At 55.3% G+C, this 25514-nt stretch carries 26 protein-coding genes; 15 read left to right on the plus strand and 11 right to left on the minus strand.

Annotated features, from left to right (window positions below; all coding sequences use genetic code 11):
- Positions 1-556: 556 nt before the first annotated feature.
- Positions 557-679 carry a hypothetical protein gene (locus H7849_RS27155; protein WP_285288914.1) on the minus strand — a complete coding sequence of 41 codons (123 nt, stop codon included), beginning with the start codon at positions 677-679 and terminating at the stop codon, positions 557-559.
- Here H7849_RS27155 and H7849_RS24195 point away from each other — a divergent pair.
- The 8 genes from H7849_RS24195 (at position 678) to H7849_RS24230 (ending at position 10613) form a co-directional block, all read left to right on the plus strand.
- Entirely contained in the window at positions 678-1283 is a 606-nt protein-coding gene (locus H7849_RS24195; protein WP_186743026.1) for a hypothetical protein, read from the plus strand. The two genes, H7849_RS27155 and H7849_RS24195, sit on opposite strands and share 2 nt — an antisense overlap.
- A gap of 79 nt (positions 1284-1362) precedes the next feature.
- Positions 1363-1611: an ATP-binding cassette domain-containing protein gene (locus H7849_RS24200; RefSeq protein ID WP_186743027.1), complete on the plus strand. Its 249-nt coding sequence runs from the start codon at positions 1363-1365 to the stop codon at positions 1609-1611.
- A 575-nt stretch (positions 1612-2186) separates the two neighbouring features.
- Complete coding sequence (mbfA, locus tag H7849_RS24205) at positions 2187-3143, plus strand: iron exporter MbfA (RefSeq protein WP_186743028.1); 957 nt, start codon at positions 2187-2189, stop codon at positions 3141-3143.
- Positions 3144-3847: 704 nt separating this feature from the next.
- Positions 3848-5161 (plus strand): Nramp family divalent metal transporter, encoded by a 1314-nt coding sequence (locus tag H7849_RS24210; RefSeq protein ID WP_251106454.1) that lies wholly within the window; start codon positions 3848-3850, stop codon positions 5159-5161.
- Positions 5162-5177: 16 nt separating this feature from the next.
- A complete protein-coding gene (locus H7849_RS24215; protein ID WP_186743029.1) occupies positions 5178-5405 on the plus strand; it encodes a hypothetical protein in 228 nt (75 codons plus the stop codon).
- A gap of 272 nt (positions 5406-5677) precedes the next feature.
- Positions 5678-9322, plus strand: coding sequence for a TonB-dependent receptor (locus H7849_RS24220; RefSeq protein WP_186743030.1), 3645 nt, complete (start codon positions 5678-5680; stop codon positions 9320-9322).
- Between the two features lie 63 nt (positions 9323-9385).
- A complete protein-coding gene (locus tag H7849_RS26985; protein WP_251106455.1) occupies positions 9386-9895 on the plus strand; it encodes an MgtC/SapB family protein in 510 nt (169 codons plus the stop codon).
- 40 nt (positions 9896-9935) lie between these two features.
- Positions 9936-10613 carry an FAD-dependent oxidoreductase gene (locus H7849_RS24230; protein ID WP_251106456.1) on the plus strand — a complete coding sequence of 226 codons (678 nt, stop codon included), beginning with the start codon at positions 9936-9938 and terminating at the stop codon, positions 10611-10613.
- A gap of 251 nt (positions 10614-10864) precedes the next feature.
- On the opposite strand, the gene H7849_RS24235 is transcribed toward H7849_RS24230, so the two are convergent.
- The 3 genes from H7849_RS24235 to H7849_RS24245 all read right to left on the minus strand — a co-directional run bounded on the left by H7849_RS24235 (position 10865) and on the right by H7849_RS24245 (position 13155).
- Positions 10865-11356 (minus strand): RidA family protein, encoded by a 492-nt coding sequence (locus H7849_RS24235; RefSeq protein ID WP_186743031.1) that lies wholly within the window; start codon positions 11354-11356, stop codon positions 10865-10867.
- Positions 11350-12078: an SDR family NAD(P)-dependent oxidoreductase gene (locus H7849_RS24240; protein WP_186743032.1), complete on the minus strand. Its 729-nt coding sequence runs from the start codon at positions 12076-12078 to the stop codon at positions 11350-11352. The genes H7849_RS24235 and H7849_RS24240 overlap by 7 nt, the downstream gene beginning before the upstream one ends.
- A 174-nt stretch (positions 12079-12252) precedes the next feature.
- A complete protein-coding gene (locus H7849_RS24245; RefSeq protein ID WP_186743033.1) occupies positions 12253-13155 on the minus strand; it encodes a LysR family transcriptional regulator in 903 nt (300 codons plus the stop codon).
- A gap of 121 nt (positions 13156-13276) precedes the next feature.
- On the opposite strand from H7849_RS24245, the gene H7849_RS27160 reads away from it, so the two are divergent.
- Together H7849_RS27160 and H7849_RS24250 are read left to right on the plus strand one after the other, a co-directional pair.
- Positions 13277-13399, plus strand: coding sequence for a hypothetical protein (locus tag H7849_RS27160; protein ID WP_285288915.1), 123 nt, complete (start codon positions 13277-13279; stop codon positions 13397-13399).
- 65 nt (positions 13400-13464) lie between these two features.
- A complete protein-coding gene (locus H7849_RS24250) occupies positions 13465-14223 on the plus strand; it encodes a GlxA family transcriptional regulator (protein ID WP_251106458.1) in 759 nt (252 codons plus the stop codon).
- Positions 14224-15178: 955 nt separating this feature from the next.
- On the opposite strand, the gene H7849_RS24255 is transcribed toward H7849_RS24250, so the two are convergent.
- Together H7849_RS24255 and H7849_RS24260 are read right to left on the minus strand one after the other, a co-directional pair.
- Positions 15179-15643 carry a response regulator gene (locus H7849_RS24255; RefSeq protein WP_186743034.1) on the minus strand — a complete coding sequence of 155 codons (465 nt, stop codon included), beginning with the start codon at positions 15641-15643 and terminating at the stop codon, positions 15179-15181.
- 25 nt (positions 15644-15668) lie between these two features.
- A complete protein-coding gene (locus H7849_RS24260) occupies positions 15669-17192 on the minus strand; it encodes a PAS domain-containing sensor histidine kinase (protein WP_251106459.1) in 1524 nt (507 codons plus the stop codon).
- A gap of 202 nt (positions 17193-17394) precedes the next feature.
- On the opposite strand from H7849_RS24260, the gene rpmI reads away from it, so the two are divergent.
- Both rpmI and rplT read left to right on the plus strand, forming a co-directional pair.
- A complete protein-coding gene (rpmI, locus tag H7849_RS24265) occupies positions 17395-17592 on the plus strand; it encodes a 50S ribosomal protein L35 (protein WP_117299858.1) in 198 nt (65 codons plus the stop codon).
- Positions 17593-17757: 165 nt separating this feature from the next.
- The gene (gene rplT, locus H7849_RS24270) at positions 17758-18129 is read left to right on the plus strand and encodes a 50S ribosomal protein L20 (RefSeq protein ID WP_186743035.1); all 372 of its coding nucleotides are present in this window, start codon (positions 17758-17760) and stop codon (positions 18127-18129) included.
- 210 nt (positions 18130-18339) lie between these two features.
- Here rplT and H7849_RS24275 read toward each other — a convergent pair whose 3' ends face one another.
- Positions 18340-18990, minus strand: a complete 651-nt coding sequence (locus H7849_RS24275; protein ID WP_186743036.1) for a deoxynucleoside kinase — start codon at positions 18988-18990, stop codon at positions 18340-18342.
- Positions 18991-19092: 102 nt separating this feature from the next.
- On the opposite strand from H7849_RS24275, the gene H7849_RS24280 reads away from it, so the two are divergent.
- Positions 19093-19812: a polysaccharide deacetylase family protein gene (locus H7849_RS24280; protein WP_186743037.1), complete on the plus strand. Its 720-nt coding sequence runs from the start codon at positions 19093-19095 to the stop codon at positions 19810-19812.
- An 80-nt stretch (positions 19813-19892) separates the two neighbouring features.
- On the opposite strand, the gene hemL is transcribed toward H7849_RS24280, so the two are convergent.
- From hemL to H7849_RS24300, 4 genes are all read right to left on the minus strand, one after another.
- Positions 19893-21215 (minus strand): glutamate-1-semialdehyde 2,1-aminomutase, encoded by a 1323-nt coding sequence (hemL, locus tag H7849_RS24285; RefSeq protein ID WP_186743038.1) that lies wholly within the window; start codon positions 21213-21215, stop codon positions 19893-19895.
- 83 nt (positions 21216-21298) lie between these two features.
- Positions 21299-21826 (minus strand): hypothetical protein, encoded by a 528-nt coding sequence (locus H7849_RS24290; protein WP_251106460.1) that lies wholly within the window; start codon positions 21824-21826, stop codon positions 21299-21301.
- 12 nt (positions 21827-21838) lie between these two features.
- The gene (locus tag H7849_RS24295; protein WP_186743039.1) at positions 21839-22618 is read right to left on the minus strand and encodes a hypothetical protein; all 780 of its coding nucleotides are present in this window, start codon (positions 22616-22618) and stop codon (positions 21839-21841) included.
- A gap of 57 nt (positions 22619-22675) precedes the next feature.
- Positions 22676-23404, minus strand: coding sequence for a hypothetical protein (locus H7849_RS24300; RefSeq protein ID WP_186743040.1), 729 nt, complete (start codon positions 23402-23404; stop codon positions 22676-22678).
- 367 nt (positions 23405-23771) lie between these two features.
- Here H7849_RS24300 and purM point away from each other — a divergent pair, with 367 nt between their 5' ends.
- Both purM and purN read left to right on the plus strand, forming a co-directional pair.
- Positions 23772-24830, plus strand: a complete 1059-nt coding sequence (gene purM / locus H7849_RS24305; protein ID WP_251106461.1) for a phosphoribosylformylglycinamidine cyclo-ligase — start codon at positions 23772-23774, stop codon at positions 24828-24830.
- A complete protein-coding gene (gene purN / locus H7849_RS24310) occupies positions 24827-25450 on the plus strand; it encodes a phosphoribosylglycinamide formyltransferase (protein ID WP_251106462.1) in 624 nt (207 codons plus the stop codon). The genes purM and purN overlap by 4 nt, the downstream gene beginning before the upstream one ends.
- The last annotated feature ends 64 nt before the right edge of the window (positions 25451-25514 follow it).

A 25514-nucleotide genomic window follows, 5' to 3' on the forward strand; every position in this document is an offset into this window, starting at 1 on the left:
GCATCTGCTTTAGCTCAAGCTTAGCTCGGATTTAGTTCACTGAGGCAAGTTCGGGATTGCCGGTCGTCCCAATCGACTTCAGACTCTCGACAGGAAGAGCAATTTGCCTATTTTTTGAGTGGACGGTTGAACATCACAACAGAAGAGTGTTTTTCATGTGGCGTACGACCCGATTCCAAGACGTCGCGGATGATTGCTTCTCCATTGAGTTGAGACGAGAACCCTCAGCCTGCATATCTTATGCTTTCCTTGCCTACAGAGCAGGTCGCGACTATATCCGGTCTCCTGAACGAGTGGCGGCTACTCGGGGAGTAGCGATGTGCCTGCAGTCAGGTGTTGCAAATCGCCGATGCTCATTTCGCGCAGAGTCAGGCTTGGGAACGTGCTTTGGCTGATCGCGGCAGTAGGCGGGGTCAGACGGTCAGGGCAAGTGTATCGGCCACCCTCGCACTCATTCGCGCGTTTCACTCGTGCATTGACGACTAGAGGTCCCTTTGTGTCTGATCGAGTTAGGATAGGCGCATCGGCTGGGTGTTCCTTCACATAAAACAAGTACCTATTGGGGAATCCCATGCGGAAGAATCGTTTCAAACTCATCGCTTTGGTCTTTCTTGTTCAGCTTGGCCTGCCTGGGGCAACCGGCAGCGGCGCAGGCAGAGAAGGCTCCGTATCCGGCCATGGCTCCTGTAGATGAGTATTTGATTGCCGACGAGAATACTGAAATCGCGCTGGCCCGCAGTGCTGCTCCGGCATCCATTTCAAACGGAGCCGAGGTGATGGTCCTGGGACGGAAGGGATTCACGACCGCAGTAAAAGGCACGAATGGCTTTCTCTGCGTAGTGGAGCGGTCATGGGGCGCCACCACCGACGCTCCGGAATTCTGGAATCCCAAAATCCGCTCCCCCATTTGCTTTAATCCGCAGGCCGCACGAACGTTTGCGCGCATCTTCCTGATGAAGACCAAACTGGTGCTGGAAGGAAAATCGAAAGCGGAGATCGTGGCGGCGACCGCTTCGGCACTGGATAAGAAGGAACTGCCCGCGCTGGAGCCCGGAGCGATGTGCTACATGATGTCGAAGCAGCAGTACTTAAACGACCAGGGCGTGAGTTGGCACCCTCATTTGATATTTTTTGTCTCGGGCGACGCGGCGAAAAGCTGGGGAGCCGATCTGCCGGGTTCGCCGATTATGGCTGCGGATGACCCTCAGGAACGGACCACGATCCTCATGGTCTGGGTCGGCAAGTGGTCCGATGGGTCGCCTGCTCCGCCGATGGAACACTAACGCCGCGTCAATCATTGACGAGGGCGGCGCACATCTGGCCCGCTAAAGCTTACGGGCCGGTGTCAATGAGCGCATCGCTATGTTAGCAACAATTGAGGGTTCAAGTTGCGGAAGGTCCCTGGACCCTAACCCGATTGCTCGCAGAGACGTGCTGGGCGAGTTAATGGCGGTGCTGGCAGATGAGGAACGCACGGTGCTTTTCTGGTCGCACAACACGCTTGAGGTCGAACAGATTTCCGTTCAGATCACGTTTATTGATCGGGGGCGAATCCTGGAGTTATCCCAGGAACAAAGTATTTTACCGATATCAGGCCGCCGACGTATCTAGCAACTGAGGGGTCGAGGACTGTCGAGTCCATAAACGAGAAATCGTCGGAGCAGGCAAGCTGTATAACCGGCGACGCCGGGAAATCGGTTGACGGCTAGCCGCGTACTTGACTGGCGAACTGATAGAAGCTTATTTCCTAATCTGACGAGTGGGCCTGGAAGCCATATAGACACGCGCGTGGCAGCACAAGGGCAGATTCGAATTTTGGGATCTCCGGAAGCTCCCGGACAGCTGGCATTGGCGTCTCGGTGTCGGCCTTTCCACCGAGATCGGTTACCAGCGTCCTCATTACTCGACCGACACCTGGACGTGGGAGATCCGTCCTATCGTGGACAAGACAATAGGACGCTGGTACTTCGCCGTGAACCCTGCGCTGGAACGATCGTTTCACGGGCAGAGCGTCAATCGAGGCGTGGGATTCGGGCCGAATGCCACTGGGAGATCAACTTCGGTGTCGGCGTAGGACCGATCTCAGCCACCGATCATCTGATCGTAGAGGGCATTGTGGGCAGACGCTTCGACTGGACGCATCATCGTGCGGGCAGTCCCGAGATCACACAGTGAAAGGGAGCACCATGAAGAATTTCAATGAGTTGTCGGAACGCGAGATTCTCGCGCTGGCCATTTCTTTGGAAGAAGAGGACGAGCGCGTGTATGCAGACTTCTTCGAAGGGCTGCGCGAGAATTATGCCGGATCCGCTGCCGTCTTCGACAGCATGCGACATGAAGAGTCGGAGCATCGCCGTCGTCTGATCGAACTCTATCGGCAGAAGTTTGGCGAGCACATCCCGCTGATTCGCCGCCAGGACGTGAAAGGATTCGTCCAGCGCACGCCGGTGTGGCTGGTGCGTCCGTTGGGGTTGGACACGGTTCGCAAGCAGGCAAGCGCTATCGAAGTCGAAACGCGCAGGTTCTATGAACGGGCTGCGGCCCGAGCCCAGGATGCCAGCATCCGCCAGCTTCTCGATGATCTCGCGCAGGAGGAGCGCACGCATGAAGATCGCGCCCAGGAGCTAACGGAAGAAAAGCTGCGTCCAGACGTGAAAGAAGATGAGGACAAGGCACGCCGACGGCTGTTTGTGCTGCAAATCGTGCAGCCCGGCCTGGCTGGACTGATGGATGGCTCCGTTTCGACTTTGGCCCCGGTCTTTGCGGCGGCCTTGGCCACGAAGAACAGCTGGGATGCCTTCCTGGTCGGGCTGGCTGCATCGCTGGGAGCAGGCATCAGCATGGGCTTTGCGGAGGCGTTGTCCGATGACGGAAGTCTTACCGGACGCGGACACCCGTGGGTACGCGGGCTAATTTGCGGTGCCATGACAACGCTGGGGGGCATCGGTCACACCCTCCCGTTCCTTGTCCCGGAGTTTCGGATCGCCTTGGGGATTGCAATGGCCGTCGTGCTCGTCGAACTCGGGGTCATCACATGGGTGCGACACCGATTCATGGATACTCCGGTGTTTTCGGCAGCTCTGCAGGTGGGACTCGGCGGAGCGCTTGTGTTCATCACGGGCATCCTTATAGGAAGGTCGTAGAGTGTCATAGGAAGGTCGTAGAGTGTCGAATCAAGAATGCTGTTCGCCTGTTGATAAAACTTCTGATCCAGGGCTGAAGTCGAGTAATTTTGCCACGAGCCGGGAACGTTTGCGTCGATCTGTCCCCGAATGCGTTTTATACGATCAACCAGCTTTTGCTTTCGTTATCCGGATGCGCCTGATTCTCCTTGACTATACCCTAGGGGGATATGGTACAAAAAGAGAGGCGGGGATTGCGATCCGCGCCGGAGAAGCAAAAAACAACTTTATGAGCAAAGAATCCGCACAAGAACCTCCAAGTACTGGAAGCTCTTCCTTGTGTTGCGATGAGCGCTCAGAAAGCCGCCCCTAGCCTCGCTTTGGACGATTCTCTCTCGCTCATCACAGCATGCGACCTGTGATTTGAGCGCGTGAGCCAGCGGTCACTAGAACCCAGGCTCACCCCTCCCGAACCGATGATTCGTGCTGCCGTTCCGTTCCGCGCCACTGGCGTCGGACGCGGTCGCGCCTGCACGGACCGCCAAAGGAGGAACCATGAATAACATCCTTTTGACGAGCCGGAAGACCGCTCGTATGACTTGTGCCTGGGTACCAACGGGCGATCCGAAGATGCCTCTTGCTTGCGTCTGGACAGATGCAGAGCCTTCACTAGTGACCTCTACAGCGCAGTCCTCCCAAACTGATGAAGCAGGGGGATTGCGTCTGTGCGCATAGAGGAAGCAGACCTCGAAGTTGCGGCGAGGCCACCAGCCCGTGGCCTCGTCGTTCCTCGTAGCTGGCAGAAACATCTGCTCTCGTTCCTAATGGTCTTTGGACCGGGCCTGATCGTGATGGAAGCGGACAACGACGCGGGAGCTGTTTCCACTTATATGCAGGCGGGCGGCCAGTATGGTTTGCACCTACTCTGGCTGCTTGTGGTGTTGCTGCCCATCTGCTACTTCGTACAGGAAATGGTGGCCCGGTTAGGAATCGCAACCGGCAAGGGCCACGCCGCCATGATCTATGAGCGCTTTGGCACGTGGTGGGGACGCTTCTCGCTCATCGATCTGCTGGTAGTCAACTTCCTAACGCTGATCACCGAGTTTGCGGCGATCTCCCTGGCACTCAGCGCGCTGGGAATCAACCCATACATATCGGTGCCGGTGTCGGCGTTGGGACTCACACTCATGGTCGTCACCGGAAGCTATCTTCGCTGGGAACGTATCGTCATAGCACTCTGTCTGATGGATCTAACCTGGTTCGCGCTGGCCTATGTCGTGCATCCCGACTGGTCAGCAGTTTCCCGCTCGATTGTGAACCCCGGAATTCCCACAGGTGGAATTACCAGCAGCCTCGTCTTTCTTGTAATTGCGATTGTGGGTACGACCATCGCACCATGGCAACTCTTCTTCCAGCAAAGTTGCGTGGCGGAAAAGCGGCTGCGCTTCGCAGACTTGAAGTTGGCGCGGCTCGATACACTCATCGGCGCAACCTTCACCGTGTTTGTGGCAGGCGCCATGATGCTGGTCGGCAACTATGGCTTTCAGCACAAAGTTGTCTTTCAAGACCCTGCTCAGCTTGCTCTCGCACTCGGTCCGCTTGCAGGAAAGTTCGTGCGTAACGGGGTGCTGTTGCTGATGGTCAATGCTGCCGTGCTGGGAACGACGGCCATCTCTCTGGCCAGCGCGTGGGCATACGGCGAAGTGAAGGGCTGGGAACACTCTCTTCACAAGAAACTGTGGGAAGCGCCTGGCTTCTACGCAACGTATATCGCCTGCGTCGGTGCGGCTGCGGCAATTGTCTTGATTCCGCATGTACCGCTGCAACTGGTCATTATCAGCGTGCAGGTTTTCGCGGGACTGATTCTTCCCTCCGCCATTATTTTTCTTCAGCTCCTGCTCAATGATCACGCGTTGCTCGGTGATCGCTGGGTCAACCGCCCCTGGAACAACTGGATCAACTGGACGATCATCGCTGTCCTCTTTGCTCTGTCGCTGCTGCTGGCTGCACAGGTAATGCTTCCCAACCTATTCAAGTAAGTGCGAGAGGTGATTGATGACAACCATGCAGAGTTCGTATAAACCGCAGCGCTACAACGTTGTCCACCCACTCCAAGACGTGCCCGAGCAGAAGTGTTCAAGCGAAGGTCTTGGCCAGATTGCGATAACGCCAAGCGTTCGCCTGTCCCTCAGGGTTCTGCGCGGCTACCTGATGCTGATGACCGTAATGTTGCTCTATCACGTGCTTGATCTCGCTGGCGCGCTCAAGCACTTCAAGCTCTAAGAAACGAGGCACTCGATGGAAGAACCCGAAATAAACGAGCCTCCGCGAGCCGGAGGCAATCTCCGGTAGACCACGCCAGCTCAGGCAACTCTGTCTCCGGGAGAACCACAGCACAAGAGCGAGCTCATTTCTGTAACGAGCTCCCAGCAATAGACAGCATTCGCAACTCACGGCGAATGCACGAGTCCACTGGCGGACCATATGAGAGGTCTGCCCAGAACACTCGTGGTGTGTCCGCTCAACCGACCAGACACGCTACATCGGAGACGACCATGAACCACCGGAACTTGATCAACGATGCCTGGGTATATTCCTCGAACGCGCGCGCCGAAGACGGTCTCGAACCACCTCGCGGGTGGAGGGCGCTGCGAGACACAGTGCTGATCCCACTTGGCGTATTTGTTGTGCTTCTCGTGCTCGCGCTATTCATGAGTCACACCGCTCTCGCCCAGACTGGGAGCGGAAGAATTGCAGGATCAGTGAAGGATGCAACGGGCGCTGTTATTTCGGGAAGTAGCGTTACCTTAACCAGCACAGCAACGAGCGTGACCCAAACTACTACGAGCAATGAGGAGGGTATCTTCAACTTTCCCGTTGTATCGATTGGGCAATACGAACTCGACGTCACCGCGAGTGGATTCACGCCATATAAGCAAACCCGCGAAATCAAGATCGATGTGAACACATCGCTGACCATCGACGTGACGCTTCAAGTGGCGCAGGATTCGCAAACTGTCACGGTGACGGAGGGCAACGCCGAGGTCCATACCACGGACACACAGATTGGCCAGACAATCGAGAGCAAGCAGATAGTCGACATTCCTCTTAACGGCCGCAGCTACACGGATCTGCTGGCCGTACAGGCGGGCGTCACACCGGTGACGACGAGCGGCGCAGGCAACAGCAGTTCCGGAGGCGGCTTTGGCACCGTGCCAGCGGCGGGTCAGGCCAACACGGGGCAGTTCTCCATCCATGGACAACGCGAATCTGACAACGCCTACTACCTGAATGGCGCTAGCGTTGAGGAAACCATCGGCCAGCAGGCGGGCATCATCCCTAACCTCGACTCTATTGCCGAGTTCCGGATTCTCTCCAGTAACGTTGACGCTGAATACGGAAGTTTCACCGGCGGCATCATCAACGTGGTCACAAAATCTGGCACCAATGCCTTTCATGGCAATCTCTTTGAGTTCTTCCGCAACACTAACCTCGACGCACGGAACTATTTCTCTCCTGAGCGCGCGGTCTTCCATCAAAACCAATATGGTGGCACCTTTGGGGGCCCAATCCACAAGGACAAAATATTCTTCTTCGCGGACTACCAGGGGCAGCGTTACATCCAGGGTATCGAGACAGGCTTCGTTACAGTGCCTTCTCTGCTGAACCGAAGCGGCAACTTCGGCGCGGGATCTGCGTTTACCGGAACAGTCAACGGGATATATCTTGCACAAACTCTGACTCAGCGACTCGGCTACCAGGTCACGCAGGGCGAACCGTTTTCACAGGTGTTTCCCAGCGGCGTGATTCCCCAACGCGCATGGGGAACCGCGTCACAGCGCATGCTGCAGTACATTCCCGAACCGAACATCGGCTTGAATACGTTCTCAAGCGGAGCGTATGACAGCCGCATCAATGACAACAAGACAGCTGGCCGCGTGGACTTCAACTCCAACCGCTTCGGCACTTCATCGATCTACTACTTCAACGATCTCTACAACCTGGACAACCCCTATCCCAGCGGTCTTGGCGGCGCCACACTTCCCGGTAATGGCTTCGCTTATGATGCGACATCCAGTGGCGGCGACCAGGTGTTGATCTTCAGCAACATCCATACGTTTGGAGCGAGCACCGTGAACGAGGCGCGCTTCGGCATGACACGTCTCGACAACAAGATTGGTGAGCCAAAAGGTGGCGTTGGCGTCACTTTACAGGACCAGGGCATCCAGGCCGGTGGCGAAGGAATTGTCCAGGGTTTTCCTGCACAGGCGGGCCTCGAGGAACTCTATTTCAACGGCTTTTCGGTTGGAACAAATCCCTTCTCCCTTGCTCAAGTCAATGACACATACGATTTGGGCGATAGTGTTTCGCGCACCATAGGCAACCACACCCTCAAGGTTGGCGGGAGATACATCTGGTATAAAGTCAAACAGGATCCGAACCTCGTTGCCAACGGCACATTCTCATTCTTTGGTTCGGGAAACCAGACGACTGGCAATGGCTTCGCAGACTTCCTGCTCGGACTCCCTGATTTCTATTCTCAACAATCCTCTCCAACCTTTTACGAATCGGCCGCAGATGGCGACCTCTTTGCGCAGGACAGTTTCCGTGTACGTCCCAGCCTTACTTTGAACTACGGCCTACGCTGGGACTACGTCACACCATGGGCAGAGAAGTATCACCAGACGACTACGTTTGTGCAGGGAGTGCAGTCCACGACCTTCCCGGGCGCGCCTCTCGGCTACCTGGTCCCCGGGGATCCTCTCCCTGGTGGCGGACACATTCCAGCTGGCATTGCGCCCACACCACTCAACAACTTCTCTCCCCGCTTTGGCCTGGCCTACTCACCTTCTGTATCGGATGGCTTTATCAGCAAGCTCACGGGCGGCCCAGGAAAGACCAGCATCCGTTTGGGCGGAGGACGCTTTTTCACTTCGCCCCAGGGTCTCACGGTTGCGTATCCAACCGGCAACCCGCCCTATGGCCTGACTTACACCAGTCCGGAGGCGCCCGTCATGGAGACACCCTTCATCGGTGCGCTCTCCGGGACGCATTACATCCAGCAGTTTCCCGTGAATGTACCTTCTTATAGTGTTTCGCCAACTAACCCGGATAACTCGGTTGACTGGAGCCGCTATTACCCCATCAGCGGTGCGGGCAGCGTTTATTACAAGAACAAGACCAGTTATGCAATGCAGTACAACCTCACCATCGAGCGTCAGATTGGTACGAATACTCTGGTCAGCGTCGGTTATATAGGTTCGCTGGGTCGGCACTTGTTGACGGTCGTCGGAGCGAATCCCGGCAATCCCGCCCTGTGCCTCAGCCTAAGTCAACCGTCGGAAGTGGCACCAGGCTCTCCGACTTGCGGTCCCTTCGGGGAGAACCTGGTCTATACCCGCGCGGACGGTACGGTGGTTAACGGAACGCGCAGCCCCTTTCCCAACACGATCGGGACTGATGCCTACTACAAGAACATGGGCAATTCGAAGTACAACGGTTTGGAGGTCACCTTCAAGCACACCGCAGGACCGTTGTCCTTCCTCGCCAGCTATACCTACTCCAAATCTTATGACCAGACATCGAGCATCCAGGAACAGGTCGATCCGTATGACTATCACCGGCTCGATGGCATCTCAGCCTTCGATCTCAAGCATGACTTCGTCTTCAGTTACAACTACGACCTGCCTGTAGATCGTTTCCTTCATCCAAACCGGTTCACCAGCGGCTGGGCGCTTTCCGGGATTACCCGCTTTGCCTCAGGGCTGCCTGTCACCTTTGCCAGTTCAGGCGATAACTACCTCGTGCAGGTGCAGAACAACGGTGTGAACTCAATCAGTATCGACATGCCTAACTACGATGGCACAGGATACAAGATCAACCATAACCCCCGAAACGGCAGACCCTATTTCAACACCGCCGCATTCACGCCCAATGCACTTGGAACAGAAGGCAACTCCAAGCGCAGGATGTTTTATGGGCCTGGCATCGATAACTACGATATGGCGCTGCACAAAGTAACTAACTTCACCGAATCGCGCTCACTTGAGTTGCGTTTGGAAATGTTCAACGTCTTCAACCACGCGCAGTTCTACCCGAATGGATCGGTCGACGGAAACATAGGCGATGCCTCCTTCGGCCATGTACTGCGTGCAGCCGATCCTCGAATTGGTCAGATCGCGGCGAAGTTCCGCTTTTAACAACACCCTAGGAGGCGCAGAAGCGCCTCCTGTATCCCACACAGAGGGTAGATGGAGATTGGCATGATCGGAATCAGCACTGTTTCATTCAGCCTGCACTTGTTAGCTGCGATCGTGATGGGCGCAACGGTGGGCATGGAGCGGCAATGGCGGCAACGCATGGCGGGCACCCGTACCAATGCTCTGGTGGCCGCCGGAGCCGCGGCTTTTGTGATGTGTGGCTTCCTCCTCGATAATGACCCTTCTGCGCGCGGGCGTATCGTCTCCTATGTCGTCTCTGGAGTAGGCTTCCTGGGGGCCGGAGTGATCTTCAAGGAAGGTGGAAACGTGCGCGGTCTAAACACGGCCGCGACGATATGGTGTTCTGCCGCGATCGGTGCGCTGTGCGGGCTCGGTGCTCTGAACCTGGCACTTGTGCTCGGGGTCGCCATTCTAGTAGCGAACATGGGGCTTCGGCCGCTTGCTTATCGTCTCCACCCCGCCATTCCCGAGGATTGTTGCATCGAGAGGACGACGATGTCGCCGAGGCTATCGGTGGTCCCTTCCAGGATGAGGGAATCGAACTCATCCTGAATGCGCAGATCAAAAGGGTGTCTGGACAGTCGGGTCAACGGTGAAAATTATCGCCGAGCAAAACGGAGTTGAGAAGACCATAGAGGGCACACACATCCTGGTTGCAACGGGTCGCGTCCCAAACACGAAAGATCTGGGACTGGAAGTAGCAGGCGTTCAGGTCACGGATCGCGGCTATGTGAAGGTGAACGAACGCCTCGAGACCACTGCACCCGGCGTCTGGGCTGTCGGCGAGGTGGCCGGAAGCCCCCAGTTTACTCACATCAGTGAAGACGATTTCCATATCATCCGTGACAACGTCACCGGCGGCAATCATGTCACCACCGGAAGATTGGTTCCATTCTGCATGTTCACCGATCCGGAGTTTGCTCGAGTCGGGCTCAGTGAGAGGGAGGCTAGGACCAAATGTATTCCGTACCGGCTATTCACGGTTCCAATGGCGACAGTCCTCCGTGCGCGCTCGCTTGTTGATACGCGCGGATTCCTGAAGGTCCTTGTCGCGACAGATAGTGATCGGATCCTTGGCTTCATGATCTTCGGTGTTGGAGCAGGCGAGGTCATGTCGGCCGTTCAGATCGCGATGATGGGAGGACTACCCTACACAGCGCTAAGGGATGCGGTTCTGGCCCACCCCACGCTTGTCGAAGGGCTTCACATGCTGTTCGAGTCGGTCCCTTCTGTACCGAGTGAAACGATACCGGAGGAAATGACAGTTTAGGTAAGTGCGTGAATTGCCATCGGACAGGTTGGGGCCTTCCTTTTGAAAATTGTTCGTGTTTGGCCGTCGATTGGTGCGAAATCGCCAATGCGCTCATCGAGTACTGACATCTCCGATAGAGCAAATGCTTTAAGACCAGCCATGCCCAGCTTGAAGTCGGTCGATTTTCCGTCCACGATTTTGAGCCCACATGATTTGCCACGATGATTCCCATGTGTTCTACAAAAAACGGGAGCTAAGCTCCCGCTTTCTTAGTTGTTGACTTCGAACGTTACCTCAAGCATAACTGGCAGGCCCAGAGGCAGGCTGGTTACTCCTAGGACGGACCGCACGGATATCTTTTCCTCTCCAAACACATCTCGAAGAAGTTCCGATGCTGCATCCGCGACGAAGGGCTGCTTAACATCCGCTTCTCCAGATGTGGCCAGGAAGACTCTCACGCCAATGACCCGCGTCACGCGATCCAGAGATCCCAGATATTCCTTCGCAGCGGATAGAGCATTCAGGGTCGCGGTTCGCAGAGCATCACGGCCAGCATTCGCATCGATCTCCTTGCCCAGGCGCCCAACGAATTGAGGCTTGCCATCCTTGACCGGCAGCATTCCACTCAGGAAAAGCAGGCCGCCTGACTGGACTGCCTCGACGTATGCGCCAAGCGGGTGGGGAGCGTTGGGGAGAACGATCCCGAGGTCCTGCAGCCGGTGCTCCGCGCTGGCCGGCTGCGGAATGCTCGGGCTTACCATTTGCCGTTGTGCGCACCGCCGTCCACGTGCAGCACCTCCCCGGTGATCTGGCGCGATTCGGTAAGATAGATCACCGCGCTTGCGATGTCCTCCGCAGTGGAGATCGTGCCCATCGGCGACAAAGTCTTCAGGAAGTCCTTCGGGTTGTCTTTGTGAAGAGGAGTGTCAACGATTCCGGGCGCGACCGCATTGAAGCGGATCTGTTCCTTCGCATACTCCGAGGCCAGGCTGCGTGTGATGGCTTCAAGACCGCCCTTCGTGATCATCGGCACGGACGCCGGTATGCCACCGATGGGATTTTTGACCAGCGATGTCGTGATGCTCACGACGCTTCCGCCCGACTTTTGTGCGAGCATCTGCTTGACCGCGAGCTGGGTGATGTAGATGTAGCCTTCGAGATTCGTAGAGACGAGTGCACGGAAATCATCAGCGCTGTAATCAGTGAAAGGCTTAGCCGAAAAGATGCCTGCGTTGTTGACAACCGCATTAATCGAGCCAAACTTCTGAACAGCAGCATCGACCACCTTCTGTGCAGTAGCCGCTTGGCCGATGTCTCCGTCCACCAATATAAGCTTGTCGGAAGCCTTCAACTCTACCGACTTTGTCGCATTGCGAGATGTGCCGACTACGTTATAGCCACGTTCAAGGAACGACCTTACTACTGCGGCGCCGATTCCCTGAGAGGCGCCTGTCACGATTAGCGTCTTTTGAGTGTTTGCCATTTTATTGCTCCTGTCAAAATCAGTGCTGCTGACGTCGCAGATGGCAACGTGGGAATTGTCCTCGACGTTGGCGATGCCGCACGTTAATGCGGCTACCTGCAGCGTTCAAGCTGCAATATAGATGTGGGAGGAGATTGCTATGAGACTCGATTTGTTCTGATACCCGCTATCGCTCTAGTCGATAGCTTCCAGTTGTCGATCGAGGGTAGCAATGTTCGAGATCTGACGACTCATTCTCAAGAAGGCGTTGAGTGCGCTCGTCGGATAACGATCATGCCGTCTAACAAATACAGTCTCTACCTGCGCCTGATCCACTGGGAGCTCATGCACTGTGACGGACTGATCTATCCAGAGTCTGTCCACCAGCATCTTCGGTAGCAAGGTTATACCTACGCCCGCAGTGATGCAGGTGATAATTGCATCGAGAGATGCAAATTCCATCACCATGTAATGAATACCTAGCCCATCGAGGATAGAGACGAGCCTTTGACGGTAAGAACAACCCTGTTGAAAAACGATTACTTTGAGATTTGGAAATTTGGCGAGGTCATTGAAGTTTCGTACGAATAAAGGGCTTACAAGAACAAGTTCTTCGAGGAATAGAGGCTCCTCTCTCAGTTCTTGATGATGAATAGGCCCTGCCACAAAGGCACCCTCTAACTCGTGTTCCGCTACCTGATTGATCAGAGATGTCGTAGTACCCGTCACGATCGCTAACTCGACTCTCGGATATTCTTGCGCATATTGAACTACGAGAGTGGGCAGTCGCAGTCCAGCTATCGTTTCCGTCGTTCCGATACGCAGTTTGCCCTTTGGAGTTCCATCCTCCTTGACCGCCGTGATGGCTTGCTGGAAGAGCGCAAGTATCTGCTCCACGTAGGGAAGGAGGCGTCGACCAGCTTCACTCGGTTCCACGCCACGGCTGTGCCTGACGAATAGTTGAACGCCGAGCTCTTCCTCCAGGAGGCGAATGCGGGAGGTGACATTTGATTGCACCATGTTCAGTTCAGCCGCCGCCCGGTTCATGCTGCCGATTCTTGCCACGGCGTCCACAATCCTCAAGTCATCTGCGTCCATGTGCGTGCTGCCTCCACATGCCAGTATAGAGACGAATCTCTTTCCAATCAGTCGGTTTTATTCCATATAAAAGACGATCTGCTTGAGACAGCGCACTAGATTCCGTCGTAGGAGCGATGAAATGATTACAGTTGGCCTCTTTGCCCGTTTGGAAGCGAAGTCGGGCAAAGAAGAGGAACTCGCTGCGTTCTTGATGCAGGGACTCGATCTTGCGAACTTCCACACTTCGAAGTCAAGATCGTAGGTATACGAAAGACGGTCAGAACCGCACACGGGCTGAAGATCCCGGTTCAGCCAGTTGGAAGACGGGTGCCTGAATACGTTATTGTCCCGGCGATCGCCTGCAAGACAGCCGATACTCTGAAAGCAGCTCTTGCGAGGCCCGACGTCCGCGATGCTGCGAAGGCGTTTCGAAAGTGGGCGAACGACGGAGCAAAGTTGAGCGCTGCTTGTGCCGGAACCTTTGTGCTCGCTGAGTCTGGTCTGCTCAACCAGCAGCCCGCAACCACCACCTGGTGGCTGGCGCCAATTTTTCGCGAACGATACCCTCAGGTATTGCTGGACGAATCGGACATGGTGGTCAAGTCCGGAAACGTTGTGACTGCCGGAGCTGCTCTGGGCCATATCGACCTTGCCTTATGGCTGATTCGAAGTGTCAGCCCCGAGCTTGCGTCGCTCACCGCAAGATATCTCATTATCGATTCCAGACCTTCCCAGACTGCGTATGCTCTCTCTGATCACCTAATCCACTCCGACCCGGTTGTACAGCTCTTCGAACGCTGGGCGCGTGCCAGGCTCGCACGTGGATTTTCCCTCGACAGTGCTGCGAAGACCGTAGGCGCAAGCAAAAGGACGCTTACCCGGCGCCTACAGAGCGTCCTTGAGAAATCTCCGATGTCGTATTTCCAAAGCCTACGCGTTGAACGGGCGGTGCATCTATTGAAGACCAGCAAGGCAAGTGTCGAAGAGGTTGCCGCAAAAGTCGGGTACAAGGACGGTGGAACGTTGCGACTCCTTCTGCGACGGCGGCTCAATCTCGGAGTGAAGGAGATAAGAAGAGCTTCCTGAACGCAGGACGTATGTGCTCGCGTTTCACAAGATCGCTGTAGTTACTCGCAACAACAACCACACCTGTCATCTAGATGCGTCCTTACACGATGTGCTTGATGCGGGACTCCACCTGGCACGGATGAGCTTTCAGATCGCGGTCACCAATCTTTGGCGAACGTCTCATCGGCTTTACCAACTCCGGGCATACCCTACCGCGCCAGATCGCACTGTCTCATTGCCCCCCTTTCATCGGGACCTCCGAGTGGATTATTCAAAATAAGCAGAATCGTATCTTGTATGCGAGTAGTGGGTTTGTGAAAGTTGCGGTCGTCTTCGAGAGAAGCTTGGCAAGCCGAGTCTTTCGGCTTTATAACCGCGTCCGCTCCAGTTCAAGACTGAGTTCTTCGATCTACCGCTCGGCAGTAGGTTTGCCGATGCGCCCATCCACCTAGCGGCACATCTCACCCCACACTCCGGACCTCAAACTACCGATAACTTCAACCGTGCGTATGCTCCGACGGATGCACTCAAACGATCGGGTTGTGGTCGTGAAGGGCCGTCAGCAGCTTCAATGCGATCTCCAGACACAATTGGGTCTTAAGTCGCGCCGTTGGCAGGTAAAGTGAAACAAAATTTCGCATCTCCGCACAAGCACCTCGCCGGCTCTGCCGAGCGCAACCAGAGGAAAGGTCGTCTTCCCCAAGTCAATGCCGATTGAACGTATCTCCATCTCGATGATCCTCCTGCTTCCTGCCTGCCTCTACGATGTACCTGCGGCTTCTTGCAAATGCCCAATTCTTTTTCAACCGCAAGGAGGGCATTTTGGCGCTAGCGGAATGGTATCTAAGAACCGCACCGGGCCTCCCATTGAATTCGCGCCTAACCACCTATGGGAAGAGGAATTTACCGGAGAGTGGGGGGCAGTGCACATTTGAAGGAGACGATTCCCCTCCGCAACCCCAAAATGACATCGTCAGTCCTTCTTCTTGAGTAGCTCGATCAACTGCACGGGGTGGATGGGCTTGGCAATCAGCTCGAACTCAAATCCCTGTCGTTGACCTTCAAGCAGGATCTCTGAGATTCCCGTCTGGCCGGAAAAGAGCAGGATTCTCGCTGCGGGATTCATCTTTCGAACCGTAATTGCAAGTTCAACTCCATTCATCTGCGGCATCAACACATCGGAGAGCAGGTAATCCGGCCGAAACCGACCCGCTGTTTCCAGCGCCGTCCAGCCATCGTAGGCCGTCAGCACATGAAAACCCTCCAAGTCCAGGATTTCGCTGAGGGTGTCCGCAATCAGCTTTTGGTCGTCGACGACCAACACCTTCGGCCGACGCGGGTGAGTATCACTTGAATCAGCCTCTTCCCACGAAGACTCGTTCGGTTTCCGCAGTGGCTTGTCCGTCGCGTATATGTGGTCGGATGGCGGTTCATGCATAGATGAGTTCTCGCAGATCGACACATCAACTTAGTGCACGAGGGGGAATCACAAAGGGGAGGAAGATGGTGACGGAGGTGCCGCTGCTGCCCTTCTCAGTGCTGCTTGCAACAGAAATCTGGCCTCCGCGCCGTTCGACGAGCTGTTTTGCGACCCAGAGACCAATGCCTGTTCCCAGCTCGCCCTTCGTCGTGAAGAATGGTTCAAAAATCCTTGCGAGGTTCTCCGCGCTGATGCCTGTTCCGCTGTCTCGGATCACGATCTGAATCCCGTCACCGGCAGAGCTGATCACCTTCCGGGTTGAGATATGGAGAACTCCTCCATCGCGCATTGCATCGATGGAGTTGGCAATGATGTTGGAAATGACCTGGATCATTTCACCCTTGCTCACGGCTATTTTCTGCAGGTCATTGAAACGGCGATCCACTGAAATACCCGAGCTGATCAACTTCGAGTTGTAAACCGTCAGCACATTCTCAACCAGATCATGCAGGTGGAGATCGACCGGCGAATTTGTATCCCGATAGTAGCCCAGCGTTTGCCTTGCAATATGAGAGACGCGTTCCAGCTCGCCCTCTGCCGTCATCAGCAGCTTGTACGCCTTCCCTTCTGCAGGGCTGTTTTGCCGGGCCAGGTAGATCAGGTTCATCAGCGATTCAAGAGGATTGTTAATCTCATGAGCGATTGCACTCGCCATCCGGCCCGTGGCAGCCAACTTCTCAGACTGGACCAGCAGCCGCTCGATGCGCTTGCGGTCGGAGATATCGCGCGCGATTTTCGAGGCCCCGATCACACGGCCCGTTTCATCGCAGATGGGAGAGATGGTTACGGAAACCTCAAATGTCTCACCGCTCTTTTTTTGACGCGTGGTCTCGTAGTGATCGATACGCTCTCCCGCCCGCAGCTTTTGCAGGATCTCATCTTCCTCGTATTGAAGATCTTTCGGTATCAGCCGCAGGACAGGTTGGCCGATCATCTCCTCAGCGGTATAGCCAAACATCTGGCATGCCCCTGCATTCCAAGTTTTCACAACGCCCTTCAGATCTTTACTGATAATGGCGTCATCGGCGGAATTAACAATGGCCGCAAGCCTGGATCGGATCTCTTCCAGCTTCTTGCGATCCGAAATGTCGTGAGCAATCTTCGAGGCCCCGATCACGCGCCCGGTTTCGTCCCTAACGGGTGAGATCGTTACCGATACGGGGAACTTTTCGCCACTCTTCTTCACTCTCGTAGTTTCGTAGTGATCGATCCGTTCGCCCGCCCGCACCTTACTCAGAATATCTGCCTCTTCATTGTGCAGTTCCGGGGGAATGAGCCGCAGAATGGACTGGCCAACCATCTCCTCTGGTTCGTAGCCGAAGAGGCGGACGGCTGCTTCGTTCCAGCTAGTGATTGTCCCATTCAAGTCCTTGCTGATAATCGGGTCGTCGGAGGAGCTGACGATAGCGGCAAGGTGAAATCTCGGATCGAGAATAGGCTGTTGAGCATCGCGGCGACGATCACGCGCAGTGGCTGAATTTCCGAACTGTAAGGCTCGTGACTCCAAAGCTTGGGGACTCCGATGTCTTTTCCTGAAGCGGGTGCGCAAATATACTTGAGTTATACGATGCAGATTCCGGGCTGAACGCTTGCTGCCGTGGATCTGTTGAGATCAGCCTGTCGTACAACTGCGGGCAATGGTGGCGCAGAAGGTCCAAATCCCGTATACTGGTTGATGTTGTATCTACTGTTTTTCTAAGCAGGAAACCATGCCCAAATTGAAAACACACAGGGGCGCGGCAAAGCGCTTCAAGAAGACTGGCACCGGCAAAATCAAGCGTGGACAGTCCAAGATGCGCCATATCCTCACGTCGAAGGAGACCAAGACCAAGCGCAAGCTCGCACACAGCGCTCTGGTTTCGGACGCCGACCACGCGAAGGTGGCCCGCATGATTCCATACGCCTGATCTGTCGCAAGACAAGGTCTTTCGGTAAAGCGTTCCGATAGACCCCGGCCAGGCAAAGGCCGAGTGATCAGAATTGACAGCGAGTGAAGAGGTTTAAAGCCGGGATAATCCCGAGCCTCCTGCCTCCAGCCGCATAACGAAAGACGCAAAAGGAGAACCAAGGCAATGCCCCGCGTAAAACGTGGAACAAAACGCAATGACCGCCGCAAGAAGATCCTGAAAAGGGCGAGCGGTTACTTCCTCACAAAATCGAAGCTGTACCAGGCAGCCCAGGAAGCCGTCGAGCGCGGCCTGAAGTTTGCCTACAGCGGGCGCCGCCAGAAGAAGCGCCAGTATCGCTCACTCTGGATCGTGCGTATCAACGCCGCCGCAAAGCTGAACAACATCAGCTACTCGCAGCTCATCAACGGCCTCAAGAAGGCCGGCGTCGAGCTCGACCGCAAGATCCTCGCCGACATCGCCGTGAACGACGCGCAGGGCTTCACCGCCCTGGTCGAGCAGGCAAAGGCCGCACTGGACAATACCGCCGCAGCGTAAACGAATAGCAGTTCAGAAGTAACAAAGGGCGCGATAATCGCGCCCTTTTTCATTAGGTTTGTCATCCTAAACTAGGCTGTCACCCTGAGCGGAGCGAAGGGTCTGCTTTTCTCAGAATGGAGCACGAAAAGTGGGCGCCCCATCCTTTCGCGTTCTTTTTGCGAAAGGGTGGGAAAGCACGAACCTAATCGTTTCGTCAGACAGTCAGAGCTAATCTGCAGCATTCTCCCCAAGCGGCAGAAAATACTGCGTACCCTTAATAGGCTCAGACAACCGCTTCATTAGCAATTTCAGATCCTTGTTGTTATTCACAAAATCGATGTCCGAAGTATTCACAATGAGCAAATCGCTGGCCGAGTAGTGAAAGAAGAAGTGCTCATAAGCCGCCACGATCTGCTCAATGTACGCATCGCTGATCGCCCTTTCACCAGCGACGCCTTTGCGTTTGAGCCGCTGTTTCAGCGCCTCCGGAGTTGCCTGCAGATAGATCACGAGATCAGGCGCGGGAAGCTGTTCGCGAAACATCTGGTAGTAACGGTTGTAGAGCGCCAGCTCAGCATCGCTGAGATTGACGTATGCAAAAAGCTTGTCCTTCTCAAAGATGTAATCAGTAACCACAGGCTCATCGGAATGCTTAGCCTGACGTAGTTGCTCATAGCGTTCGGCAAGGAACCACATCTGCGCGGCAAAAGCCATGCCCGGTTCAGCACCATAGAAACGATCCAGGAAGGGATTATTTTCCGGCTCAACAATATGTTTTGCATGCAGCGTCTTAGCCAAATGCTCTGCCAACGACGACTTGCCAACCCGGATCGGGCCTTCGACGGCGATAAAACGCGGCTGTTCGAAAAGCTTGGCCATCTCACGTCAACTCAAAAGCGAATAAAATACGAAGGTACCATGCTCCCTGCCATTGCGCCACCGGCAGGTTCCAAAATGGGCAACAGGCTAAACTAAAACCCAATGCTTGCTACACTCGCCACCGCCGGAGCCGCGGTCACCTTGGCCGCGGGCGGATACGCTTATGCAGCAATGTGGCCGACTTCGCAGATCTTCGGCCGCGCCATCATCGGAGGTCCAGACTCGAATGAATTCGCCCTCACCTACGACGACGGCCCCAACGATCCCTACACACTGCAACTTCTGGAAATCCTTGCGAAACATGACGTCTGTGCCACCTTTTTCCTGATCGGACGGTTCGTCCGCCAGTGCCCTGACATTGCTCGCGCAATCCATGCCGCAGGCCACCTTGTCGGCAACCATACCATGACTCATCCAGTCCTCTTGTTTCAGTCTCCGCAACGAGTGCGTGCAGAGTTGGCAGACTGCAATGCCGCCATCGAAGACGCACTCGGCGAGCAGGTCCGGTATTTCCGCCCACCTCATGGAGCACGCAGACCCGACGTGCTGCATACGGCACACCACCTGGGACTGACGCCGGTGCTCTGGAATGCGATGGGGTACGACTGGAAACCAACAACTGCCGAGCAGGTGGTCGCGAATCTCCAACGTGGGATAACACGAAATCGCCAACATGGGGTGGGCTCAAACTTGTTGCTACACGACGGGGGTCAGGCTGGCATTGGCCAGAACCGTGAGCACTCAGTCGCCGCGACTGAAAAACTGTTGGAACTGCTTGGGCGGCAAGTTCGATTTGTGACAGTCGATGCATGGAACAAATAGCGCTCGTGTGTAGGAGGATCCATGCGAACTTACACTTTGGTTGATTGCCTCATGAATCCTTGGTTGAGTTTTGGGATGATTCAACGTGTTTTTTCCGCAAGACCTTGGAGGGCATCTTTTGCCGCACTGATTGTGTGGGCTACATCGTCCATGGTGTGCGCCGTACTCATAAATGCGGCTTCATATTGCGATGGCGGCAACCAGATGCCCTGGTCGAGCATGGCTTGATGAAATCGGGCGAATGTTGCAGTATCTGAGGTCACGGCTGATTCGAAATCAATTACGCTGTTGGCAGCAAAAAACCAGGTGAACATCGCGCCTACGCGATTCGTGGTGAGTGATAATCCTATCCTCGCCGCCTCGGCGGCAACACCATCTGCCACCGCAGCACTCAAAGCTTCAAGCCGCGCGTAGACCTCATTGCGATGCTCCTTCAAATGGCTGACGGTCGCGATGCCAGCCGCCATGGCCAGCGGATTTCCACTCAACGTTCCTGCCTGATAGACGGGTCCAAGCGGAGCAAGCATGTCCATGATTTCGGAGCGTGCGCCAAAGGCCCCGCAGGGCAAACCGCCGCCAATGATCTTGCCCAGGGTCGTCATGTCAGGCTGAACGCCGTACAACTCCTGCGCGCCGCCATATGCAACACGAAAGCCTGTCATCACCTCATCAAAGATCAGCAACGCTTGCTCCCGTTGCGTGATATCGCGCAGCGCTTGCAAGTAGCTGTCGACTGGGGGAACACAGCCCATGTTACCGACTATCGGCTCGAGAATGACGCAGGCGATCTGACCACGATGCTCAGCGAAAGCTGCTTCGACGGCAAAGATATCATTGAAGGGCAGGGCGAGCGTGAAGTGCGCGATCTCGTCAGGGACGCCGGCAGAGCCTGGAATGCCGAATGTCGCTACGCCTGATCCGGCTTTTACCAGAAGACCGTCCGAATGACCGTGGTAGCAGCCTTCAAATTTGATGATGTAATCGCGCTTGGTAGAGGCGCGCGCCAGCCGGATCGCAGACATGGTCGCTTCCGTGCCGGAGCTGACGAAGCGCAGTTTTTCGATCGATGGATATGCATCGATCACCAGTTCCGCCAGATCGCCTTCAGAGGGAGTCGATGCACCGAAACTAGCGCTGTTGGCAGCCGCATGCTGGATCGCTTCAACGACGGGGGGAAAAGCATGGCCCAAAATCATCGGCCCCCATGAGCCAAAGTAGTCCAGATAACGGTTGCCGTCCGCATCCCACAAGTACGCGCCCTCACCTCTGACCGCAAACGGAGGGCTGCCGCCGACCGCGCGGAATGCGCGTACGGGTGAGTCTACGCCGCCAGGTAGCAGGTTCTCCGCGCGACGCTGGAGTTCGGCAGAACGATTCAGTTGTCTCTTCTGGGAAACGGGCATCACTGATCAGTATAAGTTCATGCCTGTGCAAACGCAGAAAAGCCTCTCCGTGTGGAGAGGCTTTCTATTTATCTGATCTGTGATTAGAGCGCTTCAGCCAAGCGAGGAAGCAAGCCAGCGTGACTGGTCTCATAGAGAGCGATCAAGCGCCGCGTCATCAAATAGTATGCAGACGCCGCCTGGTGAATATAGAACGGAGCCCGAATTTGCGAACGGCGGATCATCATGTCGAAACGGATGCGGAAGATCGCGCGCTTGAGTTGAACCGCATCGTGGCGCATCCGCTCTGTGACAATCACACCCTCTTCGAAATTCCAGCGCTGCACATAAGCAGCGAGTGCGATGAGTAGGTCCGCATTGTTACGCATTCTCCGCAGTCCTTCCGTGCCGCCGATCAGACCCCAGAGATGTTCCGGTTCAAGTTGCAACTGGTTGGCCTTCGGCTGCAGGTTGTCGAGCGCAACGATCTCAAGTCCCCGGGCGTGCATCGGTTCCATGCGCGACACGAGATCTTCCCACGTTGTCGAGCGCAGGCGACTGGCGCTGATCTGCGTATAAACCAGACCACCAGCGAGAAGAACCAGGAATGAGACTAATAAAACAATGATCATAACGGCCAGCTCTCAGCGTAGATTTTGAGCACTGCTAACCTGGGTAGAATCGTATTGAACTTTTGCGTGCAAGGCAACAAGATATTTTTGCATTTCTTCCGGAAGCTCCCGCCTTGCTGGTTCCGCGAACCAGAAAGAAATGGTCCAGTAGGCTACGGCACCGATATAGGCAAGGATGCGAACGTGTTCAAGTGTATTAAAATCATGAAGATGGGTGACACCGTAGTAACTGTGGGCGACGTCTACCATGGCTGATATCAAAGCCCATGCAGTCAGCCCCTGTCCTAATCTCATGACGTGGTTTCTTGATACCAGGCCCAACTTCTGGGCTGTAAACATAGCAACGAGGAACAATTCACAGAAAATCAGACTGGTAAATAAATAGGCCCGGATTCCCCAGGCATCCATGCTCTTAGGAACTGAAGGATGAACGGCAAATGTGAGTCCCGCTGCGATGAGGGCTCCGAGAGTCCCCGCTATGATAAATCCGGTGCGCTCGTCGCGCACCCACGTGCCAGTTGGACGCAGCACAACACGCGCCACCTCGACGATCAAAGCGACTTGCAATAAAAAATCAAGGGCGAACGTGATCCAGTACACCTTTGGATACAGCGGACGATCATAGCGCAACACCAGATAGCCAACTATATTTTCCAGGACGTAATACCCAATCAGTGTGGTGAAAACAGGGAACTGCTGCCACCGTTTGCGCAAAAGCAAGACGGTGAACAATACGAAGGTACCTAAGAAGCTCGCTGCCCACAGCGCATTGTCTAACAGCGACACTTTCATAGAGGCATCTTACCCGGATCGCCATCAATTCCAAGAGAAAATGTCAGGCTTTTGCCCTCAGCCATTGTTCTGGCCAATTGGGCTGGGCATACCGCCGCCGGGACCAAAGGCAATGAGGCCGGTCTGACCAATTGGGCTGGGCATACCACCGCCGGGACCAAAGGCAATGAGGCCGGTCTGACCGATCGGGCTGGGCATACCGCCGTCAGGACCAAAGGCAATGAGGCCGGTCTGACCGATCGGGCTGGGCATACCGCCGCCGGGACCAAAGGCAATGAGGCCGGTCTGACCGATCGGGCTGGGCATACCGCCGTCAGGACCAAAGGCAATGAGGCCGGTCTGACCGATCGGGCTGGGCATACCGCCGCCGGGACCAAAGGCAATGAGGCCGGTCTGACCGATCGGGCTGGGCATACCGCCACCGGGACCAAAGGCAATGAGGCCGGTCTGACCGATCGGGCTGGGCATACCGCCGCCAGGACCAAAGGCAATGAGGCCGGTCTGGCCAATCGGACTGGGCATACCGCCGCCAGGACCAAAGGCGATGAGGCCGGTCTGACCGATCGGGCTGGGCATACCGCCGCCAGGACCAAAGGCGATGAGGCCGGTCTGACCGATCGGGCTGGGCATACCGCCGCCAGGACCAAAGGCAATGAGGCCGGTCTGGCCAATCGGGCTGGGCATACCGCCGCCAGGACCAAAAGTAGCGGCATGTGTAACGAAAGGCAGAGCAGCAAAGGACAGACTGGCGAGGGCAGCAACGCGTGCAAAAGTCAACTTTTTCAAAAGGGTCTCCGGGGGCGCTAGAAGCGCTTCACTAAGCGTATCCGTTAGATTCAGTTACAGCGAAATAATTTTCTGAAGAATGTTGATTTTCACAAAAAAATGTGCATTCCTGAGGAATCTACTCCTCAGTGTCACGGTTACGCCAGCGAAATCTCTCTATTTTTTAGCGTTTTCGCTGAGCGACATGCCTTCCCATCGGTATTTCAAAGTTTTGCTCCCATTTCCGTATTCGCAATCGGCTCAGTCCCCCTGCCAAGGCGGGAAGAATGCCTCGTAACTTCCTGGGAACGTCGCGAAATCCGAAGTGTGAATTCGGAATGCTAAACTGACTTTTTCCATCCTTAATCTCTATGAAAACGGAATTGCCTTGTCAGACCAGAAATCCATTATTGCGAAGTCGCCGGTGACATATGCTGATGCCGGTGTTGACATCAGCAGCGGTGATCGTGCCAAGCAACGGATCAAGTATTTAGCTCAGAAGACCTTTACTCGAAATGTGCTGAGCGAAATTGGGGGCTTCGGGGGACTCTTCAAACTGGACACCTCGAAATACCAGCAACCGGTGCTGGTTTCAAGCGCCGATGGCGTGGGGACAAAACTGAAGGTCGCCTTTGAACTGGGTATTCATCACACTGTGGGTTCAGATCTGGTGAATCATTGCGTAAACGATATCGCAGTGCAGGGAGCCGTGCCGCTTTTCTTCCTCGACTATCTGGCGACAGGACTGTTGGACGGAGTGGTGACGGAAAAGATCGTCAGCGGTCTGGCAGACGCATGCCGTGCCAACGGCTGTGCATTGATTGGAGGAGAGACGGCGCAGATGCCGGGCTTCTACTCCGATGGCGAATACGATCTGGCCGGTTTTATTGTCGGTGTGGTTGAAAAAGAGAAGATCATTACAGGAGCTAACATTCAGATTGGCGATGTGCTCATCGGTTTGCCATCTACTGGTCTGCACACAAACGGCTATTCGCTGGCGCGTAAACTGTTCTTCGAAGTCGCAGGCTATAAGGCAGAACAGTACGTAAATGCACTCAAGGAAAAGGCAGGCGCAGCTCTGATGAAGACGCACCGCAGCTACCTGAATGTCATTAAAAAGCTGACGGCGGGCGACTATGTGAACGGCATGGCGCACATCACAGGCGGCGGCATCACGGAAAACCTGCCGCGCATTTTGCCGAAAACGATTTCGGCCGTCATCGACTTGGGAAGCTGGCCTGTGTTGCCAATCTTTGAGCACCTGCGGGAACTCGGCAATGTTTCGCAGGACGAGATGCAACGCACATTCAACCTCGGCATCGGGTTGATAGCGGTAATTCCGGCCGAGAAGTTCAAACGGGTAAAGTCAATGCTGGAACGGGCTAACGAAAAGTTTTACGTGATCGGCCGGACGGTCAAGGGTGATCGCAAGGTGATCTACCAGTGAGTGAGCGACTGCGCTCAAAGCGACTCGGCATTCTTCTTTCCGGACGCGGATCAAACTTCCTTGCAATCGCTGACGCCATCGCAAGCGGGAAATTAGCCGGAGTTGAGATCGCAGTCGTGATCTCAAACAAGGTAGACGCACCTGGCTTGGCGGCTGCGCGCGAACGAGGACTGAACGCAGTTGCTATCGAAACACGTGGACGCAAACGCGCTGAGCATGATTCTGAGATCGTAGCCTGCCTGCATGAGTATCAGGTGGATCTGGTTTGTCTCGCCGGTTACATGCGCCTGCTGTCGCAGGAATTTGTAGCTGCGTTCCCACAGCGTATCCTGAACATCCATCCGTCCCTACTGCCTGCATTTCCCGGGCTCGACGCACAACGGCAGACACTCGAGTATGGTGCAAAGGTGGCTGGCTGCACGATGCACTTTGTTGATGAGCAACTCGATCACGGCGTCATCATCCTGCAAAAAACCGTGCCGGTTCTCGACAGTGATGATGAACATACGCTGGCAGCGCGAATTCTCGAGCAAGAGCACATCGCTTACGCTGAAGCCATCGCGCGGGTGCTGTCAGAAAAGTACCAGATCGTTGGCCGCCGCTACCTGGCAGAGGCGTGAGTTGTCAGCCTGCGTAGCTGCATGAATACACGGAAGCATGAACCTGTGCACGCGATCTTCTGAT

It is taken from the genome of Alloacidobacterium dinghuense, assembly GCF_014274465.1.
Taxonomy (GTDB): Bacteria; Acidobacteriota; Terriglobia; order Terriglobales; family Acidobacteriaceae; genus Alloacidobacterium; species Alloacidobacterium dinghuense.

What these genes read in the sequence shown, in the direction of transcription:
- H7849_RS24275 (WP_186743036.1), bottom strand. Translation starts at nt 18,990, where the DNA reads ATGGCCAAGCTTTTCGAACAGCCGCGTTTTATCGCCGTCGAAGGCCCG.
- H7849_RS24295 (WP_186743039.1), bottom strand. Translation starts at nt 22,618, where the DNA reads ATGAAAGTGTCGCTGTTAGACAATGCGCTGTGGGCAGCGAGCTTCTTA.
- H7849_RS24290 (WP_251106460.1), bottom strand. Translation starts at nt 21,826, where the DNA reads ATGATCATTGTTTTATTAGTCTCATTCCTGGTTCTTCTCGCTGGTGGT.
- mbfA (WP_186743028.1), top strand. Translation starts at nt 2,187, where the DNA reads ATGAAGAATTTCAATGAGTTGTCGGAACGCGAGATTCTCGCGCTGGCC.
- H7849_RS24215 (WP_186743029.1), top strand. Translation starts at nt 5,178, where the DNA reads ATGACAACCATGCAGAGTTCGTATAAACCGCAGCGCTACAACGTTGTC.
- H7849_RS24280 (WP_186743037.1), top strand. Translation starts at nt 19,093, where the DNA reads ATGCTTGCTACACTCGCCACCGCCGGAGCCGCGGTCACCTTGGCCGCG.
- rplT (WP_186743035.1), top strand. Translation starts at nt 17,758, where the DNA reads ATGCCCCGCGTAAAACGTGGAACAAAACGCAATGACCGCCGCAAGAAG.
- rpmI (WP_117299858.1), top strand. Translation starts at nt 17,395, where the DNA reads ATGCCCAAATTGAAAACACACAGGGGCGCGGCAAAGCGCTTCAAGAAG.
- H7849_RS24195 (WP_186743026.1), top strand. Translation starts at nt 678, where the DNA reads ATGGCTCCTGTAGATGAGTATTTGATTGCCGACGAGAATACTGAAATC.
- H7849_RS27160 (WP_285288915.1), top strand. Translation starts at nt 13,277, where the DNA reads ATGATTACAGTTGGCCTCTTTGCCCGTTTGGAAGCGAAGTCGGGCAAA.
- H7849_RS24220 (WP_186743030.1), top strand. Translation starts at nt 5,678, where the DNA reads ATGAACCACCGGAACTTGATCAACGATGCCTGGGTATATTCCTCGAAC.
- H7849_RS24240 (WP_186743032.1), bottom strand. Translation starts at nt 12,078, where the DNA reads ATGGCAAACACTCAAAAGACGCTAATCGTGACAGGCGCCTCTCAGGGA.
- H7849_RS27155 (WP_285288914.1), bottom strand. Translation starts at nt 679, where the DNA reads ATGGCCGGATACGGAGCCTTCTCTGCCTGCGCCGCTGCCGGTTGCCCC.
- hemL (WP_186743038.1), bottom strand. Translation starts at nt 21,215, where the DNA reads ATGCCCGTTTCCCAGAAGAGACAACTGAATCGTTCTGCCGAACTCCAG.
- H7849_RS24255 (WP_186743034.1), bottom strand. Translation starts at nt 15,643, where the DNA reads ATGCATGAACCGCCATCCGACCACATATACGCGACGGACAAGCCACTG.
- H7849_RS24200 (WP_186743027.1), top strand. Translation starts at nt 1,363, where the DNA reads ATGTTAGCAACAATTGAGGGTTCAAGTTGCGGAAGGTCCCTGGACCCT.
- H7849_RS26985 (WP_251106455.1), top strand. Translation starts at nt 9,386, where the DNA reads ATGATCGGAATCAGCACTGTTTCATTCAGCCTGCACTTGTTAGCTGCG.
- H7849_RS24235 (WP_186743031.1), bottom strand. Translation starts at nt 11,356, where the DNA reads ATGGTAAGCCCGAGCATTCCGCAGCCGGCCAGCGCGGAGCACCGGCTG.
- H7849_RS24245 (WP_186743033.1), bottom strand. Translation starts at nt 13,155, where the DNA reads ATGGACGCAGATGACTTGAGGATTGTGGACGCCGTGGCAAGAATCGGC.